This is a genomic window from Janthinobacterium sp. GW822-FHT07H11 (genome assembly GCF_058798615.1).
In genome coordinates this window covers 5,762,392-5,777,737 of sequence record NZ_CM179507.1, presented here as the reverse complement: position 1 = coordinate 5,777,737, position 15,346 = coordinate 5,762,392, and the positions used below count along the sequence as shown (strand labels likewise).

The window sequence follows — 15,346 nt, the reverse complement described above, 5'->3', positions numbered from 1 at the left end:
TTAGCTGGCCTTGCCGCCGTGCTGCTGGAATGCGGGGCAGCTTACCTGCAGCAAGGAGCGGTCTTCCAGGCAGACGGCCGACAGCTGGCCGCCCCAGACGCAGCCGCTGTCCAGTCCTATCAGGCGCGCCTGTTGCACCAGTCCCAGCGCCGACCAGTGGCCGAACACCACCGTGTCGCCGGCGCTGCGCCGGCCCGGTACGTCAAACCAGGGCAGCAGGCCGGAGCCGGGTGGCGGGCTGCCGCTTTCCTTCATCTTGAAATCCATCACGCCATCGGGCGTGCAAAAGCGCAGCCGCGTCATGGCGTTGACGATGCAGCGCAGCCGGTCGGCGCCCTGCAAGTCGTCGCGCCAGGCGGCCGGCTCATTGCCATACATGCTGCGCAAGAAGTCGATCCAGCCGTCGCCGCGCAGCATGCAGGATACTTCCTCGCTCAGCGCCAATGCCTGCTGCACGCTCCATTGCGGCAGCAGGCCCGCATGCACGAGCAGATGGCCCTGATGCTGGAGCGCCAGCGGACGGCTGCGCAGCCAATCGATCAAGACGTCGCGGTCGGGGGCTTCGAGTATTTCAGCGAGCGTGTCGGATGCGTGCTGCGGACGGATGCCGTTGGCCACGGCCAGCAAGTGCAGGTCATGATTTCCCAGCACGCTGTCGGCCAGTCCCTGCCGTGCCAGCGCATGGACATGGCGCAGGGTCGCCAGCGAGGCGGGGCCGCGGTTGATCAGGTCACCCGCGAACAGCAGGCGATACGGGCCGTCGGCCGCCGTACGGATGCTGTCGAGCAGTTCGACGGTTTGCGCGTGGCAGCCTTGCAGGTCGCCGATAAAGTAGGTTTTCATGGATGGTGTTGTATTTTTGATATATGCCCAGGCGGCTGGCAAATGCGCCAGAGCGCGGCAGGCTTGCACATGGAATCAGAATCATGCCTGAACTTGCCCGCGTCTGGGCGGCAATGGCGTGCCGGCCCTGTGTCGGCCATGGCGCGCGGCCAGTCAGTCAGGCGGCTGTTGTTGATGTATCAAATGGTAAAAGCTGTTAGCAATCATGGACAGCCTTGCTATTATCTGCCGCGCTGGCACAGGTGCATGCGCGTGCATGGCGTTGTTTTCAAGCAGACAACGCCATTTTTCGCTCGCGCCACGGTGCGCCGCGTAATCGTGCCGCAAGCGTATCTTTTTGGGTGGAAAAAAAGATGGTTTATGCGCGGCACTGAATCCGCGGCATTTTTTAAGGCTGCCGCCGATTGCTTGCCGCAAGCGGCTTATTGAAAATAGGGTTTTATTGGCAGTTTCGGTACAATGCCATGAATGGGCGGTATTGCGTAATTCCTCGTATTTTTTACCCTGTCGGTGGCTTTTGAATAGTGCGGCCGATTTTTTACTGATAATAAAAATGTTTTCTTTTATCGTGAGCTTTGTCGCATCCGCGTTATTGACCCTGTTAATCATTAAGCAGGTGCGATTGCACAGGTCCGCACTCGATTCGGATTTTCACGGTGTTCAAAAAGTTCACTCCCATTCCGTGGCGCGCATCGGCGGCCTGGCGATCTTCCTGGCGGTGGTATTGAGCGCGCTCGTATCGATCTGGCGTCTGCCCGCGATGGCAAACTGGATGCTGTCTTTGCTGTTGTGTTCAGGCATCGCCTTTGCGGGCGGCATCATCGAAGACTTTACCGGCAAAGTCAGCCCCATGGGGCGCCTGCTGCTGACCATGGGTGGCGCACTGCTGGCCTATTTCCTGATCGACGCGCGCATCGACCGCATCGACTGGCCCTTTTCCAGCTGGGCGATTCCCTTCATTTGGCTGAGCTTGCCCATCACGGTGCTGGCCGTGGCCGGCATTGCCAATGCCATTAATATTATTGACGGCTTCAATGGCCTGGCCAGCGTCGTCTCGATCTGCATGTTCCTGTCGCTCGCCTATGTCGGCTTGCAGGTAAATGACGCCTTTATCCTCGTTTCCGCCCTGCTGGTGGCCGGGGCGGTTACCGGTTTTTTGATCTGGAACTATCCGGTCGGCCTGATATTCCTCGGCGATGGCGGCGCCTATTTTATCGGTTTCATGCTTGGCGAATTGACCTTGCTGCTGGTGATGCGCAACCCGGAAGTGTCGACCTGGTATGCGGTGCTGCTGCTGATTTACCCCGTATTTGAAACGCTATTTTCCGCCTATCGGCGTGCATTTATTCAGGGGAAATCGCCGGTCATGCCGGATGGCATACACCTGCACAGCCTGATTTTTCGCCGCATTGTGCAGTGGACCGTGGGCCGCAAGGAAGCACGGGCATTGATGCGCCGCAATTCGATGACATCGCCTTATCTCTGGCTGTTTTCCTTGACTGCCGTGATACCGGCGACTTTGCTTTGGCGCCATACCTGCTTATTGATTCTTTTTTCGATCTTATTCATGGTGTCGTATGTCTGGTTATATTTCCGCATCATTCGATTCAAGTCGCCGCGCTGGATGATTATGAATAAGAAGAAAAAAGGCAAATAGTGTATATTTCGTGGATTTTTTCTCCATATTAATATTAAAGAAGGTAAAGTATGAATTTATCAATGTTGACAATGGCGGAACTGCGCAATTTGCAGGACAAGGTCGCGCAGGAATTGCGGGGCCGGGAACGCGAGGACTTGAACAAGGCGCGCGAACAGATCATGGCCATTGCGCAGCAGGCGGGCATTCCGCTGAAGCAGTTGATACTGGACGGCTTGCAGCCGCGCACGGGCAAGGTGGCGGTGCGTTATCGCCATCCCGACAACGCGGCGGAGCAGTGGACAGGCCGTGGCCGCCAGCCGCTGTGGGTCAAGAAGTGGGTGGAATCGGGCAAATCCATCGATCTGCTGCGCGTATAATCCGGTATGATCTTGGTTTGGTAGCAAGTTTTTCGCGTGCCTGCCAGGGCAGATGCCTCATTCCCATTCATTATTCCTACGTCCAATACCATGCTTCCACTGTCAGCAACGATCTTCAAAGCCTATGATATCCGCGGCATCATCGCTAAAACCCTCGATGCCAGCGTGGCCCGCAAGATCGGACAGGCGTTTGGCCGGGCTGCACTGGCCAAGGGCGAGCAGCGCGTCGTGATCGGCCGCGATGGCCGCCTCTCGGGCCCTGAATTGACGGCGGCGCTGGCGCAGGGCTTGCAGGCGGCAGGCGTCGACGTGATCGACCTGGGCGTGGTGGCCACGCCGATGGTCTACTTCGGCACGCATGTGCTCGACACGCGCTCCGGCATCATGGTCACGGGCAGCCACAATCCGCCCGACTACAACGGCTTCAAGATGGTGCTCGCCGGCGAAGCGATTCATGGCGAGGCGATCCAGGCGCTGTACCGCGACATCGTCGCCCATGACGGCAGCGACAGCGCCACGCCGGGCTGCTATGCCACGCACGATATTCGTGGCGCCTACCTGGCGCGCATCCTGGGCGACGTCAAGCTGGCGCGCCCGATCAAGATCGCCGTCGACTGCGGCAATGGCGTTGCGGGTGCATTCGCGGGCGACCTGTTCCGCGGCATGGGCTGCGAAGTGATTGAACTGTTCTGCGACGTCGATGGCACTTTCCCGAATCACCATCCGGATCCGGCGCATCCGGAAAACCTGCAGGACCTGATCCGCTGCCTGGCCGAGACGGATGCCGAAATCGGCATCGCCTTCGACGGCGACGGCGACCGCCTGGGCGTGGTCACCAAGGATGGCCAGATCATCTATCCCGACCGCCAGATGATGCTGTTTGCCGCCGACGTGCTGACCCGCCATCCTGGCGCGCAGATTCTGTATGACGTGAAATGCACGCGCCACCTGGCGCCGTGGATCAGCAAGCATGGCGGCGTGCCGCTGATGTACAAGACCGGCCACTCGCTGGTGAAAGCCAAGCTGCGCGAGACCGGTGCGCCGCTGGGCGGCGAAATGAGCGGCCATATCTTCTTCAAGGACCGTTGGTACGGCTTCGACGACGGCCTGTATTCTGCCGCGCGCCTGCTGGAAATACTCACGCGCGAAAGCGATCCTTCCGCCTTGCTGAACTCGCTGCCGCAATCGGACAGCACGCCGGAACTGCACCTGGAACTGAAGGAAGGCGAAAACGTCGCGCTGATGGACATGCTGCGCCGCGATGCCGTCTTCCCCGGCAATGAACAGATCATCACCATCGACGGCCTGCGGGTGGAATATGCGGACGGCTTCGGCCTGGCCCGTTCGTCGAACACCACGCCGGTGATCGTTATGCGCTTCGAGGCGGAAACGCCCGACGCCCTGGCGCGCATCCAGGGGCAGTTCAAGAGCGTGATCCTGGCTGCCAAGCCTGATGCGGTCCTGCCGTTCTGATTTCATGGCTGGCTACACCGGCGCGCGGGCGCCCCTGAAAATCCTGCTGGTGCGCGTCTCTTCGCTGGGTGACGTGCTGCATAATCTGCCCATGGTGGCAGACATATCGCGTCATTTTCCCGATGCCACCATCGACTGGGTGGTCGAGGAGGGCTACACCAGCCTGGTGCGCCTGAACCCCCGCGTCGGCACCATCTTTCCGTTCGCGCTGCGGCGCTGGCGCAAGAGCCTGGGCAAGAAGGAGACGCGCGCCGAAATCGCCGCCTTCTTCCGTACCCTGCGCCAGACGCGCTATGATTATGTGTTCGATACCCAGGGCCTGCTCAAGACGGGCATCATCATGGGCGCCGCGCGCCTGGCGCCGGGCGGACAGAAGGTCGGCCTGGCCAACGGCAGCGAAGGCTCGGGCTACGAAGGCATCTCGCGCGTGTTCCACACCAAAAGCATTGCGCTTGACCCGCGCACGCATGCGGTCGCGCGCGGCCGCCTGGTGGCTGCCGCCGCACTGGGTTATGCGATCGACACGCCCGCCGATTTCGGCCTGCCGCAGGTACAGGACAGCGAGCCGCGCCCGGACTGGATGGGGGATGCGCCATATGCCGTGTATTTCCACGGCACGGCGCGCGATGCCAAGAAATGGGCGCAGGAAAACTGGATCGCCCTCGGCCATGCGCTCTCGCCCATGCCGATTTTGCTGCCCTGGGGTTCGCCCAAGGAAAAGGCGGAAGCCGAACAGCTGGCAGCGAGCCTGCCGAATGCACGCGTGCTGCCCAAGCTGTCGATGAGCGACGCCACGCTGCTGGCGCGCCGTGCCGCGCTGGTGATCGGTGTCGATACGGGCCTCACGCATATCGCCGCCGCCTTCCTGCGCCCGACGGTGGAAATCTATGCCGATTCGCCGCTGTGGAAAACGGAAGGCAACTGGTCGCCGAAAATCATCAACCTGGGCGACAAGGGCGCGCCGCCCGGCGTGCTAGAAGTGCTGGCCGCTGCACGTCGCCTGCTGGCAGACTATCCGCCCGCCTGACTTTAACCTTCAACAATCATGCGACTTCTTTATACTCTTGCCTGGTGGCTGGCCTTGCCCCTGGTGCTGGCGCGGCTGTGGCTGCGCGGACGCCAGGAACCTGGCTACCGCCGGCACTGGGGCGAGCGCCTGGGATTTTACGGGCACCAGCCGGCACCTGCTGCGGACACCATCTGGCTGCACGCCGTGTCCGTCGGCGAAACGCGCGCGGCCGAACCGCTGATCGATGCATTGCTGGCCGCATGGCCCGACTGCCGCATCGTCCTCACGCACATGACGCCGACAGGGCGCGCCACGGGCAAGGCGCTGTTCGCCAAACACGGCGCACGCCTGGTGCAAAGCTATCTGCCGTACGACACGGGCGCCATGCCGGCCAGTTTCATCCGCCACTTTGCGCCGCGCATCTGCATCCTGATGGAGACGGAAGTGTGGCCGAATCTGATCCACCAATGCAATCGCTACAAAGTGCCGGTGGTGCTGGCCAATGCGCGCCTGTCGCAGCGCTCGCTGGGCAAGGCGCAGCGCCTGGGCAAGCTGATAGCCGATGCGGCGCGCGGCATCACCCTGGTGGCGGCGCAGACGCCGGATGACGCTGATCGCGTGCGCCAATTGGGCGTGCGCGACGTGGTGGTCACGGGCAGCATCAAGTTCGATGTCGTCGTGCCCGAGGCGGCCCTGGCGACGGGGGCGGCGCTGCGCGCGGCCATCGGTGCGCGCCCCGTGCTGCTGTGCGCCAGCACGCGCGAAGGGGAAGAGCCGCTGATCCTCGATGCGTATATCCGCGCCAGCTTGCCGGCGAACGCGCTGCTGCTGATCGTGCCGCGCCATCCGCAGCGCTTCGACGAGGTGGAAAAACTGATCGCGGCGCGGGGTCTGGCCGTGCGGCGCAGGTCCGGCCTGGCGCAGGACGATGCCGTGGCGCAGGGCACGCAGGTGCTGCTGGGCGACTCGATGGGCGAGATGTTTGCGTATTACGCGGCCTGCGATTGCGCCTTCGTCGGCGGCAGCCTGCTGCCGCTGGGCGGGCAAAACCTGATCGAGCCGGCAGCCCTGGGCAAGCCGGTGCTGATCGGCCCGCATACCTTCAATTTTGCGCTGGTGACCGAGCAGGCGATTGCCGCCGGCGGCGCGGCGCTGGTGGCGGACGCGGACGCGCTGATGGCGCAGGCGTCGGCCTTGCTGCAGGATCCGGCGCGTCTGTCGTCGATGGGGCAAAAGGCGCTGGCGTTCGCCAGCCAGCACCGGGGAGCGACGCCGAGGACCCTCGCGGCGATTCAAGCGCTGCTGCGGTGACGGCAGCGCCGCCAACAATGTTGTCGGATTACGGCCTGCGGCCTAATCCGACCTACTGCCGTGATCGAGGTAGGTCGGATTAGCGCGCTAGCGCGTAATCCGACAGGCGCCGCCAACAATAGTGTTTACGCGAACAACACCGGCAGCTCCTGCGAGCGTTTTCTGAGCGCCTGCTTGGCGCCATCGTAATCGGGGTAGATCGATTCCACGGTGGCCCAGAAGCGGGGGCTGTGGTTCATTTCCAGCAGGTGCGCCAGTTCGTGCGCCACGACGTAGTCGATCAGTGGCAGGGCAAAGTGGATCAGGCGCCAGTTCAGGCGGATCTTGCGCTCGATGGTGCAGCTGCCCCAGCGCGTGCCGGCCGAGGACAGCGACAGCGAATCGTAGCTTACGCCTAGCTTGTCCGCGTACAGGTCCAGCCGTGCTTCGAACAACTGGCGCGCCTCGTGCTGGAACCAGCCCTTCACTTTTTCCTTCAATTGCTGCTCGCTGCCCGTGGGCGTGACCCACACATGCAGTTCGTTCGTCTCGCGCTGGAAGCTGGCGCGGTGGCGCGGCGCCTGGTGCAGCCGCAAGGTGATCTCGCCGCCAAGATACGGCAGCGCGGCGCCGTCGACCCAGGCCACGGGCGGGCGCTGCTGGCGCTGCACCTTGCGCTCGCCCCGTTCCAGCAGCTTCGAGACGATCCAGCCCTGCTTGGCGCGGATGGCGTTGTCGATTTCGGCCAGGGTGACGCGCTTGGGCGCCGTCACGCGCAAGCCGTTATCGTCGATCATGAAGCCGATGGAGCGGCGCGTGGAGCGGCGCAGGGCGAATTCGACCAGGTGGCTGCCCAGCTGCAGCTGGCGCAGCGGCGGGCCATCGGCGGTGCGTGGCGGGGAGGGGAGGACAGGGCGCGTGGGAGGAATGACAGGCGCCGGTGGCGGCGCCAGGGGAACTACAGGCTTTGCCTCCACGGGCGGCGCCGGCGGTGCCGTGGGGCGCACCACCGGGGGCGTGCTGGTCGAGACGTCATGCGCGAACAGATCCAGTTGCTGGTCGCCGACCTTGATGGTCTTCATCTGCTGGCGCAGTGTCGGCTCCTGGATGACCGCGCTGATGCCGTCTAGCCAGCGTTGTAGGCGTGAGGCGAAATGACGCGCATTTCTGATTCTATCCAATTTTCCACCTGTTGCATCATGCTGTCCGGGGTTTGCCCTTCCGGCGAAATCGGCTTGCCTATCGAGACGGTGATCAGTCCCGGGCGTTTGAGGAATGACTGCTTGGGCCAGCACTCGCCTGAATTATGCGCAATCGGCACCACCACGGCGCCCGTGGCGATGGCCAGACGCGTGCCGCCGCTCTTGTACTTGCCCGCCTGGCCCACGGGGATGCGGGTACCTTCAGGGAACATGATAATCCATTGGCCATCGGCCAGGCGGCGCTTGCCATGCGCGACCACGCTTTTGAACGCATGCTTGCCCTGCTTGCGGTCGATGGGGATCATGCGCAGCAGCGCCATGGCCCAGCCGAAGAAGGGAATGTACAAAATCTCCTTCTTGAACACATACACGAGCGGGCGGGGCAGGCTGGGCAACAAAAAGATGGTTTCCCACGCCGACTGGTGTTTTGAGAGCACGATGGCCGGCGCATCAGGGAAATTCTCGGCACCCTTGACTTCATAGCGGATGCCGCAAATGACCTTGGCACACCACAGGATAAACACGTTCCAGCGCGAGGTGACCCAATAGCGCTTGTTGTAGCTCAATGGCGCGGCAAAAAAGCACACGCAGGCCCAGACGATGGTGGCCACGATCATGATGATCATGAACAGCAGGGATCGCAGGAACAGGGAAATATTACGCAATGCGGTTCTCCGAAGATTAGATACTGAATGCCACGGTGGGCGCCGGTGCCGCGGGCGCCTTGAGCAGGTGGCTGACGACGGCGGCCAGGTCGGGGAAGACCTGGGTGCCGGGTGGCAGGCCGCCTGTCTCGTTGGTTTTCTCGCCCTTGCCCGTCAAGACGAGGTAGGGCACGCAGCCGCTGATGAAACCGGCCTGCAGGTCGCGCAGCGAATCGCCAACCGTGGGCACGCCTTTCAGGCTGGTGTTGTAGCGCTGCGAAATCTCATGGAACATGCCCGGTTTCGGCTTGCGGCAGTCGCAATTGTCCGCGCCCGCGTGCGGGCAGAAGAAGATGGCGTCGATATCGGCGCCCACCTGCTGCGCCAGCGTGTGCATCTTCTGGTGGATCGCGTTCAATACCGACATGTCGAAGTATTCGCGCGCGATGCCCGACTGGTTCGAGGCGACGACGACGCGATAGCCGGCCTGGTTCAGGCGGGCGATCGCTTCGAGCGAGCCGGGGATCGGCAGCCATTCGGCCGGCGACTTGATGAAATCCGGCGAGTCATGATTAATGACGCCGTCGCGGTCGAGAATAATCAGTTTCAGCGCCGGAATGCCCATTATGCCGCCAGCTTGGAAATGTCGGCCACGCGGTTCATCATGCCGTGCAGGGACGACAGCAGGGCCAGGCGGTTGTTGCGCAGGGCGACATCCTCGGCCATCACCATCACGTCGTTGAAGAAGCCATCGACATCGTCACGCAGCTGCGCCAGCGTTTGCAGGGTGCCGGTGAAATCGCCCTTGACGAAGGCCGCGTCGACTTCCGGCTGCACGCGCGAGACGGCGGCGGCGAGTTTTTTCTCCGCGTCGTCCTGCAGCAGCGCCACGTTGACGCCGCCGGCGGCGACCAGGCTCACCGCTTCCTCGTTCTTTTTCAGGATGTTCGTGATGCGCTTGTTGGCAGCGGCCAGCGAAGCGCTTTCCGGCAGGGCGGCAAACGCCTGCACGGCTTCCAGGCGCTGCACGATGTCGTCCAGGCGGTCGGGATTTTGCGCCACGACGGCTTCGATCTCGTTCGGCGAAAAACCGCGCTCGCGCAGGATGCCGCGCAGGCGGTCCAGCATGAAGGTGGTCACATCCGCGACCGGGTCCTTGAAGCCGGGCACCGACGCGAACTGCGCGGCGGCGTCAGCCAGCAAGCCCTGGATCGACAGCGGCAGGCGTTTTTCCAGCAGCATGCGCAGCACGCCCAGGGCGTGGCGGCGCAGCGCGAACGGGTCCTTGTCGCCCGTCGGCGCCAGGCCGATGGCCCAGATGCCGACCAGGGTTTCGAGCTTGTCGGCCAGGGCCACGGCGGTGCCGGTGGCGGTGGACGGCAGGCTGTCGCCGGCAAAGCGCGGCTGGTAGTGTTCGGAGGCGGCCAGCGCCACTTCTTCCGGTTCGCCGTCATGGCGCGCGTAGTACGTGCCCATGATGCCTTGCAGTTCGGGGAATTCGCCCACCATGTCGGTCAGCAGATCGGCCTTGGCCAGCAGGGCGCCGCGTTCGGCCAGGGCCACGTCGTAGTTCAATTTGGCGGCGATGGCGCCGGCCAGCGACTTGACGCGCTCTGTGCGGGCAGCTTGCGTGCCCAGCTTGTTGTGGTAGACGACGTTGGCCAGCAGCGGCAGACGCGATGCCAGGGTCTTCTTCTTGTCTTGCTCGAAGAAGAACTTGGCGTCGGACAGGCGCGGGCGCACGACGCGCTCGTTGCCGCCGATGATGTGCTCGGGCGTGTCCGTCTCGATGTTCGAGACGATCAAAAAGCGCGAGCGCAGCTTGCCTTCGCTGTCGGTCAGGGCGAAGTATTTTTGATTCGTCTGCATGGTGAGGATCAGGCACTCCTGCGGCACGGCCAGGAATTCTTCCTCGAAGTGGCATTCATACACGACCGGCCATTCGACCAGGGCGGTGACTTCGTCGAGCAGCGCTTCGGGCATCAGCACCTGATCAAAGCCGGCCTTGTCCAGCAGCTGGGCGCGGATGCGTTCCTTGCGTTCCTCGTTGCTGGCGATGACGCTGGCGTTGAGGATCAGCGATGGCGCATAGTTTTCCGCGTGCGCGATGGTGATCGGTTCGCCGTCGGTGAGGAAGCGGTGGCCCAGGGTGGTGCGGCCGGCCGTCAAGCCCAGCAGGGTCAGGGGCAGGATATTGATGCCGTGCAGGGCGATCAGGCTGTGGGCCGGGCGCACGAATTGCACGGTGGTGCCGTCCGGACGCTGATAGCTCATCAGTTTTGGAATCGGCAGCTTGGCGGCCGATTCCGTCAATGCGGCCTGCGCACCCGTGGCGAGCTGGCTGCCCGGCGCCGTGTAGGTGTAGAAGAAGCTTTCCGCCTTGCCGTCAACGGCGCGTTCCAGTTCGGCCACCGTCAGCTCGGGGAAGCCCAGCGCAGCCAGTTTCTTGGCCAGCGGCGGCGTGCCGTTGCCGTTCGCGTCCAGTGCCACGGAGACGGGCAGGACTTTTTCGCGGATGGATTTATCGGGCGAGACTTCGCGCACGTTGGTGATGGAGACGGCCAGGCGGCGCGGCGAGGCGTAGCTGGTGGCGACGCTGTCGGCTTCCAGGAAGTCGCGCGCTTTCAGGCCGTTGACGATGCCGGCCGTGAAGGCGGCGCCCAGTTTGGCCAGCGCTTTCGGCGGCAGTTCTTCGGTCAGCAGTTCGATGAGCAGTGTTTGGTTCATGGTGTTCTTGTCAGGTACGGCGGTGTGGAGGCTCGAATTAGGCGGCGGCTTGGTCTGCGGCGGGCAGCATCGGGAAACCGAGGCGCTCGCGCGAGTCGTAATACGCTTGCGCCACCAGGCGCGACAGGGTGCGCACGCGGCCGATGTAGGCGGCGCGTTCCGTCACCGAGATGGCGCCGCGCGCATCGAGCATATTGAAGCTGTGCGAGGCCTTCATGATCTTTTCGTAGGCGGGCAGAGTCAGTTGCAGCTCGATCAAACGCTTCGCTTCCGCTTCGTAGTTGCCGAACTGTTCGAACAGCAGGTCCGTATTCGCATGCTCGAAGTTGTAGGTCGATTGCTCCACCTCGTTCTGGTGGAAGACGTCGCCGTAGGTCAGTTTTTTCGTGATTCCATTTTCTTCCCACTCGGTCCACACCAGGTCATACACGTTTTCCACGCCTTGCAGATACATGGCCAGGCGTTCGATGCCGTAGGTGATCTCGCCCAGCACGGGCTTGCAATCGAGGCCGCCCACTTGCTGGAAGTAGGTAAATTGGGTCACTTCCATGCCGTTCAGCCAGACTTCCCAGCCCAGGCCCCAGGCGCCCAGGGTCGGGCTTTCCCAGTCGTCTTCGACGAAGCGCACGTCATTCTGCTTCAGGTCCAGGCCCAGCGCGGCCAGCGAACCCAGATACAGGTCGAGGATGTTTTCCGGCGCAGGTTTGAGCACCACCTGATACTGGTAGTAGTGCTGCATGCGGTTCGGGTTTTCGCCATAGCGGCCATCTTTCGGGCGGCGCGACGGCTGCACATACGCGGCGCGCCAGGGTTCCGGGCCGATCGCGCGCAGGAAGGTGCCGGTATGGAAGGTGCCGGCGCCGACTTCCATGTCGTAAGGCTGGAGCAGGGCGCAACCTTGCTTGTCCCAATAGGTTTGCAAGGTCAGGATAATTTGTTGAAATGTGAGCATCGTATGAGTTCGCCGCGCGGGAGGCTGCGCTTTGTTAAGGTTTGCTTGAAGCCCGCACGCTGCTAACAAGCGCGTCCGGGCCGGGGTTTTGCTAATTTTAGCGGTTTTTACGGGCCCACTGTGACTCTTCGGGCAATATCGGCCGCTTATTGCTGCGCGGCGCGGCCACGGCGCGCGGCGCGCGACAGCAGGAAGGCCGTCAGCAGGGCCAGCGCGGCCAGGGCCAGCACCAGTTTATTGCCGTACAGAATGTATGGCGTCATGCCGCCCATACCCTGCACCTTGGCCGCCAAGGTGGCTTGCTGTTCCGGCGGCAGCAGGCTTTGCACCACGCCCTTGCCATCGATGACGGCGGTGGCGCCCGTGTTCGTCGAGCGCAGCATGGGGCGGCCCGTTTCCAGGCTGCGCATCTGCGAAATCTGCAGATGCTGCGGGATGGCGATCGAGTCGCCAAACCAGGCCAGGTTCGAGATATTGAGCAGCACGGACGCCGACTGCTTGCCATGGCGGTGGGCGCTGGCCAGCTGGCCGGCGATTTCCTCGCCAAACAAGTCTTCGTAGCAGATATTCGGCAGCACCAACTGGTCGCGCACGGGCAAAGGCGCTTGCACCTCGGCGCCGCGGCCCATGTCGCCCAGCGGGATGGCCATCATGGCGACAAACCAGTGCAGGCCGGGCGGCACGAATTCGCCGAATGGCACCAGATGGTGCTTGCGGTACTGGTAGTACGGTCCCGGCGTGCCGTTGGGCGTGATGCCCACGGCAGCATTGTAGAAGCGCTGCTGCTCGTCGAGCACGGGCATGCCGACCAGGATCGTGCTGGCCGTCTGCTGCGCATACGTCGCCAGGCTATCGAGGTAGCCGGGCGGCAGCTGGTGCGGCAGCACGGTGACGGCCGTTTCCGGCGTGGCGATCAGGTCGGCCGGCGCGCTGGTGATGGCGCTCTGGTACATCTGCAGGGCGCCCAGCACGAAGCCGGGGTCGAATTTCTGTTGCTGCGGCACATTGCCCTGCAACAGGCGCACGGTGATGGGGCGCCCGACCGGGTGGGTCCAGTTCACGTATTGCAAGCCGACGCCGGCCGCATACAGGGCGATGAGGCCGCCCAGCGCGCTCCAGCGCGTGCGGTGCAGGGGGTGGACTAGCAGCAGCAGGGCGCCGGCCGACAGCGCCGCCAGCCAGCCCAGGCCATACGCACCGATGATGGGGGCAAAGCCGCCCAGCGGGCTGGTATTGTGCGCGTAGCCGGTGGCCAGCCACGGAAAACCCGTAAACAGCCAGCCGCGCGTCCATTCGAACAGGGTCCACGTGGCCGGCAGCACCAGCAGGGTCATGGCGGGCAGGGACAGCACCCAGCGCTGGCGCAGCCAGGCCGCCGCGCCCATGGCCAGCGCCACGTAGATGGCCATCAAGAGGGCCAGCAGGGCCACGGCGATGGCGGCGATCGGCGCGGCCATGTCGCCATAGCGGTGCATCGAGATATACAGCCAGTGCGTGCCGGCCGCGCACCAGCCGAAGCCGTAGGCCCAGCCGATCAGCGCGCCGGCCTTGACGTTCGCCGCGCGCAGCACCTGGTAGAACAGCACGCCCAGGCTGAGGATTTGCAGCGGCCAGTAGCCGAAAGGGGCGAACGCCAGCACGGCGACGGCGCCGGCGATGGCGGCAGTCAGCATGCGCGCCCAGGTGCTGCGGGGCGGTTTGGCGGGGGCGTTGGGATCTAAGCGTCTGAAACGCATCTACAGCACGCGCATGTCAGAGTTCCAGTTCCGGCACGTTGGGCAGGCGCTCGACGAGCAGCACGTGCACCTGGCGCGCATCGGCGCGCAGCACTTCGAAGCGCAGATTGCCCAGGTCGAAGATGTCGCCCTTGTGCGCCATGCGGCCCAGGTACTTCGAGACCAGGCCGCCGATGGTGTCGACGTCGTCGTCCACCAGGTGGCTGCCCACTTCCTCGTTGAACTGTTCGATCTCGGTCAGCGCCTTGACTCTCCAGCGGGGGCCGAACTGGCCTTCCTTGAGCGAGAGGATGTTGTCCTCGGCTTCGTCGAAGTCGTATTCGTCCTCGATGTCGCCGACGATCTGTTCCAGCACGTCTTCGATGGTGATCAGGCCGGCGACGCCGCTGTATTCATCGACGACGATGGCCATGTGATTGTGGTTGGCGCGGAAATCGCGCAGCAGCACATTCAGGCGTTTCGATTCGGGGATGAAGATGGCGGGGCGCAGCATGTCGCGCACGTCGAAAGTTTCTTCTGCGTAATAGCGCAGCAAGTCTTTCGCCAGCAGGATGCCGATAACCTTGTCGCGCTCGCCTTCGATCGCGGGGAAGCGCGAGTGGGCGGTGGACAGGACTTCCGGCATCCATTCCTCGATCGGCTTGCTGATGTCGATGACATCCATCTGCGAGCGGGGAATCATGATGTCGCGCGCACAGAGATCCGATACCTGGAACACGCCTTCGATCATCGACAGGGCGTCGGCGTCGATCAGCTTGCGTTCGTGCGCATCGTGTAGAACCTCAAGCAATTCTGCTCGGTTCTCTGGCTCGGGGGAAATAAGTGCGGTCAGGCGTTCAAACAGTGACCGGTGGGGCTTGACGTCAGTTCTGACGCCACTAGGGTGCTCGGGCATAGGAGGCGTGAGCCGTTGTTGCGAAGGGATATAGGATACACCAAAAGCGGGGCGATATCGGATTTCCCCGCTTTTGATGCAAATTTAATACGTTGAAGTGCGCCGTTGCCCGACGTTTCAGGCGTCCGGACCCAGCACGCGCGCGCGCAGGGCTGCCACGTCGGCCTGCCAGTCGGCGTAGTGCTCGCTGTCCTGCCACAGCTGGCGCAGTTCCGACGACTCGGCCGTGATGCGCTCGAAGGCCAGGCGCGCCTTTTCCAGCAGCGGCGGCGTGACTTTCTTCTTGCAGGCGGCCACCCATTCGTCCACCTCGGACGTGGCCGGGTCGTCCTCGCCCGGCTTGCCCAAGAGGCGCGCAATGACTTCCAGCGCGGCCAGCGCCTCGGCGGCGAACGGCGCTTCGAGCGCCGCTTCCTGGCTGTCGATGACGTTGTCGAGCGTGGTCTCGACCAGTTCCAGGGTTTTGTACTCGTGCAGATCCTGCGCCCAATCCATGGCGTAGTCGTTGCCGAAGGCGTCGGTGGCCCAGGTGCCCATAGTGTGTCCTTGTTGCGTGTGT

At 63.3% G+C, this 15,346-nt stretch carries 15 protein-coding genes; 6 read left to right on the top strand and 9 right to left on the bottom strand.

Going from position 1 to position 15,346, the window contains the following annotated elements; genetic code table 11:
- Complete coding sequence (locus AC3RCJ_RS25515) at positions 1 to 843, bottom strand: symmetrical bis(5'-nucleosyl)-tetraphosphatase (protein ID WP_492957062.1); 843 nt, start codon at positions 841 to 843, stop codon at positions 1 to 3.
- 69 nt (positions 844 to 912) lie between these two features.
- Between AC3RCJ_RS25515 and AC3RCJ_RS25510 the strand changes: the two genes are divergently transcribed.
- From AC3RCJ_RS25510 to waaA, 6 genes are all read left to right on the top strand, one after another.
- Complete coding sequence (locus AC3RCJ_RS25510; RefSeq protein ID WP_492957061.1) at positions 913 to 1,272, top strand: hypothetical protein; 360 nt, start codon at positions 913 to 915, stop codon at positions 1,270 to 1,272.
- Between the two features lie 124 nt (positions 1,273 to 1,396).
- Positions 1,397 to 2,500: an MraY family glycosyltransferase gene (locus AC3RCJ_RS25505; RefSeq protein ID WP_492957060.1), complete on the top strand. Its 1,104-nt coding sequence runs from the start codon at positions 1,397 to 1,399 to the stop codon at positions 2,498 to 2,500.
- A 50-nt stretch (positions 2,501 to 2,550) separates the two neighbouring features.
- Positions 2,551 to 2,859 (top strand): H-NS histone family protein, encoded by a 309-nt coding sequence (locus AC3RCJ_RS25500; RefSeq protein ID WP_492957059.1) that lies wholly within the window; start codon positions 2,551 to 2,553, stop codon positions 2,857 to 2,859.
- A 90-nt stretch (positions 2,860 to 2,949) separates the two neighbouring features.
- On the top strand, positions 2,950 to 4,332 hold the full coding sequence (locus tag AC3RCJ_RS25495; protein WP_492957058.1) for a phosphomannomutase/phosphoglucomutase: 1,383 nt from the start codon (positions 2,950 to 2,952) through the stop codon (positions 4,330 to 4,332).
- Between the two features lie 4 nt (positions 4,333 to 4,336).
- A complete protein-coding gene (gene waaC / locus AC3RCJ_RS25490) occupies positions 4,337 to 5,359 on the top strand; it encodes a lipopolysaccharide heptosyltransferase I (RefSeq protein ID WP_492957057.1) in 1,023 nt (340 codons plus the stop codon).
- 18 nt (positions 5,360 to 5,377) lie between these two features.
- Positions 5,378 to 6,652 carry a lipid IV(A) 3-deoxy-D-manno-octulosonic acid transferase gene (waaA, locus tag AC3RCJ_RS25485; protein ID WP_492957056.1) on the top strand — a complete coding sequence of 425 codons (1,275 nt, stop codon included), beginning with the start codon at positions 5,378 to 5,380 and terminating at the stop codon, positions 6,650 to 6,652.
- A 125-nt stretch (positions 6,653 to 6,777) separates the two neighbouring features.
- Here the strand turns inward: waaA and AC3RCJ_RS25480 are convergent, their stop codons facing one another.
- From AC3RCJ_RS25480 to AC3RCJ_RS25445, 8 genes are all read right to left on the bottom strand, one after another.
- Positions 6,778 to 7,713, bottom strand: coding sequence for a M48 family metallopeptidase (locus AC3RCJ_RS25480; protein WP_492957055.1), 936 nt, complete (start codon positions 7,711 to 7,713; stop codon positions 6,778 to 6,780).
- Positions 7,714 to 7,757: 44 nt separating this feature from the next.
- Complete coding sequence (locus tag AC3RCJ_RS25475) at positions 7,758 to 8,498, bottom strand: lysophospholipid acyltransferase family protein (RefSeq protein WP_034746739.1); 741 nt, start codon at positions 8,496 to 8,498, stop codon at positions 7,758 to 7,760.
- A 16-nt stretch (positions 8,499 to 8,514) separates the two neighbouring features.
- Positions 8,515 to 9,102, bottom strand: coding sequence for a D-glycero-beta-D-manno-heptose 1,7-bisphosphate 7-phosphatase (gene gmhB, locus AC3RCJ_RS25470; RefSeq protein ID WP_492957054.1), 588 nt, complete (start codon positions 9,100 to 9,102; stop codon positions 8,515 to 8,517).
- Positions 9,102 to 11,204, bottom strand: coding sequence for a glycine--tRNA ligase subunit beta (gene glyS, locus AC3RCJ_RS25465; RefSeq protein WP_492957053.1), 2,103 nt, complete (start codon positions 11,202 to 11,204; stop codon positions 9,102 to 9,104). The genes gmhB and glyS overlap by 1 nt, the downstream gene beginning before the upstream one ends.
- A gap of 37 nt (positions 11,205 to 11,241) precedes the next feature.
- Positions 11,242 to 12,156 (bottom strand): glycine--tRNA ligase subunit alpha, encoded by a 915-nt coding sequence (gene glyQ, locus AC3RCJ_RS25460; protein ID WP_070290459.1) that lies wholly within the window; start codon positions 12,154 to 12,156, stop codon positions 11,242 to 11,244.
- A gap of 146 nt (positions 12,157 to 12,302) precedes the next feature.
- Entirely contained in the window at positions 12,303 to 13,829 is a 1,527-nt protein-coding gene (gene lnt / locus AC3RCJ_RS25455) for an apolipoprotein N-acyltransferase (RefSeq protein ID WP_492957052.1), read from the bottom strand.
- Between the two features lie 79 nt (positions 13,830 to 13,908).
- A complete protein-coding gene (locus tag AC3RCJ_RS25450; protein WP_034746750.1) occupies positions 13,909 to 14,787 on the bottom strand; it encodes a CorC family transporter in 879 nt (292 codons plus the stop codon).
- A gap of 117 nt (positions 14,788 to 14,904) precedes the next feature.
- The gene (locus tag AC3RCJ_RS25445) at positions 14,905 to 15,324 is read right to left on the bottom strand and encodes a DUF4259 domain-containing protein (protein WP_492957051.1); all 420 of its coding nucleotides are present in this window, start codon (positions 15,322 to 15,324) and stop codon (positions 14,905 to 14,907) included.
- Positions 15,325 to 15,346: the final 22 nt, after the last annotated feature.

Excerpts from the sequence above, each read along its gene's own strand:
- AC3RCJ_RS25515 (WP_492957062.1), bottom strand. The coding sequence starts at position 843 with ATGAAAACCTACTTTATCGGCGACCTGCAAGGCTGCCACGCGCAAACC.
- AC3RCJ_RS25510 (WP_492957061.1), top strand. The coding sequence starts at position 913 with ATGGAATCAGAATCATGCCTGAACTTGCCCGCGTCTGGGCGGCAATGG.
- AC3RCJ_RS25505 (WP_492957060.1), top strand. The coding sequence starts at position 1,397 with ATGTTTTCTTTTATCGTGAGCTTTGTCGCATCCGCGTTATTGACCCTG.
- AC3RCJ_RS25500 (WP_492957059.1), top strand. The coding sequence starts at position 2,551 with ATGAATTTATCAATGTTGACAATGGCGGAACTGCGCAATTTGCAGGAC.
- AC3RCJ_RS25495 (WP_492957058.1), top strand. The coding sequence starts at position 2,950 with ATGCTTCCACTGTCAGCAACGATCTTCAAAGCCTATGATATCCGCGGC.
- waaC (WP_492957057.1), top strand. The coding sequence starts at position 4,337 with ATGGCTGGCTACACCGGCGCGCGGGCGCCCCTGAAAATCCTGCTGGTG.
- waaA (WP_492957056.1), top strand. The coding sequence starts at position 5,378 with ATGCGACTTCTTTATACTCTTGCCTGGTGGCTGGCCTTGCCCCTGGTG.
- AC3RCJ_RS25480 (WP_492957055.1), bottom strand. The coding sequence starts at position 7,713 with ATGAAGACCATCAAGGTCGGCGACCAGCAACTGGATCTGTTCGCGCAT.
- gmhB (WP_492957054.1), bottom strand. The coding sequence starts at position 9,102 with ATGGGCATTCCGGCGCTGAAACTGATTATTCTCGACCGCGACGGCGTC.
- glyS (WP_492957053.1), bottom strand. The coding sequence starts at position 11,204 with ATGAACCAAACACTGCTCATCGAACTGCTGACCGAAGAACTGCCGCCG.
- glyQ (WP_070290459.1), bottom strand. The coding sequence starts at position 12,156 with ATGCTCACATTTCAACAAATTATCCTGACCTTGCAAACCTATTGGGAC.
- lnt (WP_492957052.1), bottom strand. The coding sequence starts at position 13,829 with ATGCTGACTGCCGCCATCGCCGGCGCCGTCGCCGTGCTGGCGTTCGCC.
- AC3RCJ_RS25450 (WP_034746750.1), bottom strand. The coding sequence starts at position 14,787 with ATGCCCGAGCACCCTAGTGGCGTCAGAACTGACGTCAAGCCCCACCGG.
- AC3RCJ_RS25445 (WP_492957051.1), bottom strand. The coding sequence starts at position 15,324 with ATGGGCACCTGGGCCACCGACGCCTTCGGCAACGACTACGCCATGGAT.